We start from the raw sequence: 3,013 nt of genomic DNA, 5'->3' as shown, positions 1-3,013 counted from the left end.
AAACCATCAACGGCGTCAAGCTCAAAATCCGGTTCCTACGCGTCAACCAGCGCCACCACTCGGTGGCGATCGCCGCGGTCAACCGGCTGCCCGTCAACCCCATTCGCACCCGTATCCAGCACCTCAACGTTCAGGTCTCCGAGCTCGACGACATGACCGCGTCATATCAACGGGTCAAAGAACTCGGCTTCCACATGGCATTGGCGGTGGGCCAGCACACCAACGACCGCGAGCTGTCCTACTATGCGATGACCCCCTCTGGCTTCGAATGGGAAGTCGGCTGGAACCCCATCGTCGTCAACGAAAAGACCTGGGAGCCAACAACACATCAAGGCATTAGCATCTGGGGCCACACTCCGGAGGGCCAGACGATCGTCGACAAGCTCACGCAGTTCAAGACCGCGGCCCAGTCACTGCTGCACCGCGAAGACACTATCCCCGCACTGTCCGGCGCCGGCATCCCCGACAACTAAGTCAAGGAGACCTCGATGCTGCGCATCGACACCCATCACCACCTGATCCCACCTGACTACCGAAAAGCCCTGCAGAAAGCGGGGATCGACGAGGCCGGCGGACGCGCGCTACCCGACTGGAGCCCTGGGGCGTCGCTGCAGACGATGGCCGAGCTTGGTATCGGCACAGCCATCCTGTCGGTGTCCACTCCCGGCACCACATTCCTGCCCGATCCGGCCGACGCCGCCGCGCTCGCGCGTGACCTCAACGGCTACACCGCCGAACTGGTCGCAGCGCAGCCGGACCGGTTCGGGTTTTTCGCCACCGTACCGATGCCCAACATCGACGAATCCGTCGCGGAAGCCGTCCGCGCGCTCGACGAGCTCAAGGCCGACGGTGTCGTGCTGTTAGCCAACAACGCTGGAGTCTATTTGGGCCAGGAAGGGCAGGAGGCGCTGTTCACCGCCCTCAACGATCGCGCCGCGGTGGTCTTTATCCATCCGGCCGAATTGCCGGGGCCGACCGTGCCCGGCGTCGCACCGTTCGCAGCCGACTTCCTGCTCGACACCACCCGCGCCGCCTATCTGTTGGTGCGCAACGGCATTCGAAGCCGCTACCCCGATATCCGGTTCATCCTGAGCCACGCGGGCGGCTTCGTGCCCTATGCCAGTCACCGGATGGCCGTGGCCATCACCGCGGACACCGGCCGCAGCCCGGCCGACATCCTTGACGACTTCTCCAGTTTCTACTTCGACACCGCACTGTCCTCCAGCGCGGCCGCGTTACCCACGCTGCTCGCCTTCGCCAAACCTGGCCACGTCACCTTCGGATCCGACTGGCCGTTCGCCCCCGTCGCCGCCGGAAAGCTGTTCGCGGCAGGCCTGGAGAACTACCCTGATCTCGACGTGAACACACGCAACGCCATCGAGCGCACCAACGCGCTCGCTTTGTTTCCACGGCTCGGTACGACCCCGGCGCCGGTTCCCCAGTCGCAGGCTCAGCGGCTGCGACACGCCGCCAGCCGGCGTGCCATGCGGGCCGTCGCGCGGCTGATGACCAGCACGTAACCAACGGTATCCGTTGCAGTCCAAACGCATTGCGGCGCGCGAGCACGGGCACTCACCAGGGCGTTGGAGACTCAGTCACAGGAGGCGCTGGACTACCTGATCGCCTTTTCCCCCGCCGCCTAACCGATCACACCGGATCCGGCGCATCCCAGGGCACGGTGGCCGACACCCAGTGGGTGATCTGCTCTTCCTGGTCGTTGCGGTGCAGATGCCGCGGCGGCTGGGCAAAGGTCTCGTAGGGCCGGCAGCGCACGACGACGCGATCCTCCTGCTCAGCCATCAGTTCCACAAACGGGCGGGCCTCCTCGCCGACCGGTTGGCCCGACATCCTTCCGGCAACGGCCATCATGACGTCGACCACGAGGTCGCGATCCCGCTCCACAGTGGCGTCGGCATACACCTGCAGATAGGCAAACGGCCACTGCTCGTCGAGCACGCAGAGACTCACTTTGCCATCGCGTGCAACGGCTTTGGCTTTGCCGCGGCCAGCCATCGTTGACACCAACAATTCGTCGTCCTCGGTGGGGATGTAGTAGACGATCGACATCGCCGGCCCGTCGTGTAAGCGTCGGTAGCCGTACACGCAGGTGCGGTGGGTACGCACGAAAGTACGTCGCTCCGAAGGCAGCATGTCGCGGTCGGTAGGCGCCGCGAATGGTTCTGTTGCGAGTGGAAGCAGCATGGTGAATCGTCCTTGTCGATTAATAATGGATACAATGTTACCGTTATTGCTATCGCTGTCAAGAGTCGCCATACTTGGGCCCGTGACCACCAGGCATCAACAGGAGAACCGACGCTCCCGCGGCCGCCCGGCCATCCCGCTGGATCGCATCGTCACGACGGCTCTGCAGATCGTCGACGACGAAGGGGCCGATGCCCTATCGATGCGAACGCTCGCGCAGGCCCTTAATTCTGGGACGGCGACGCTGTATCGCCACTTCGGTAGCCGAGCGGACCTGATCGCCCACGTCGTCGACCGGGTGTTCGGCAGCGTGGAGATAGATGCCGCGAAGCTGCGCACAATGAGTTGGCAGGAGGCCGGAAAAACGGCCGCCTGCGCCATGTTTGACGCGCTGCGCAGTCACCCGAACGTCGCGCCGCTGCTAGCCGAAGATGTGCCACTGGGACCCAACGCGATGGGCGCACGAGAAGGTTTGATCGGGATCCTGCTCGACAACGGATTCCCGGCCGCGCTCGCGGCACGCTCATACGCGACGCTGGCCCGCTACATCTTGGGCTTTGCCATCCAGATCACCAGCAGCCGCGGCGACCTTGATGACGCAAGGCTAACCCAGGTCTTCCACCACCTGGATCCACGCACGTTCCCCGCGACCGTCAGCGTCGCGGATAACCTTCCGGTGCCGTTGGAAGACGAATTCTCATTCGGGCTCGACCTGATCATCGACGGGTTGACCCAAGCGCTTGCAGGCCATCTCCGTCGGCGAAAAGCTAAGCGCCGCAGCGGCTAAGCGGCGATCGCGTTCAGCTGCTCA

At 64.1% G+C, this 3,013-nt stretch carries 3 protein-coding genes and 1 pseudogene; 3 read left to right on the top strand and 1 reads right to left on the bottom strand.

The genetic code is table 11. The annotated features are described in order from the left end of the window. Positions 1-473 (top strand): annotated as a pseudogene (locus tag VEI45_RS25550) (extradiol ring-cleavage dioxygenase); the annotation flags it as partial. Between the two features lie 15 nt (positions 474-488). Next, positions 489-1,520, top strand: coding sequence for an amidohydrolase family protein (locus VEI45_RS25545; RefSeq protein ID WP_324857491.1), 1,032 nt, complete (start codon positions 489-491; stop codon positions 1,518-1,520). Between the two features lie 127 nt (positions 1,521-1,647). Here the strand turns inward: VEI45_RS25545 and VEI45_RS25540 are convergent, their stop codons facing one another. Continuing rightward, the gene (locus VEI45_RS25540; protein ID WP_324857489.1) at positions 1,648-2,202 is read right to left on the bottom strand and encodes a pyridoxamine 5'-phosphate oxidase family protein; all 555 of its coding nucleotides are present in this window, start codon (positions 2,200-2,202) and stop codon (positions 1,648-1,650) included. 139 nt (positions 2,203-2,341) lie between these two features. Here VEI45_RS25540 and VEI45_RS25535 point away from each other — a divergent pair, with 139 nt between their 5' ends. Further along, a complete protein-coding gene (locus VEI45_RS25535) occupies positions 2,342-2,989 on the top strand; it encodes a TetR/AcrR family transcriptional regulator (RefSeq protein WP_324857493.1) in 648 nt (215 codons plus the stop codon). Positions 2,990-3,013 lie beyond the last annotated feature (24 nt).

The organism is Mycobacterium sp., assembly GCF_035623875.1.
In the GTDB taxonomy this organism is placed as follows: Bacteria; Actinomycetota; Actinomycetes; order Mycobacteriales; family Mycobacteriaceae; genus Mycobacterium.
This window is presented reverse-complemented; position numbering and strand designations above follow the sequence as displayed.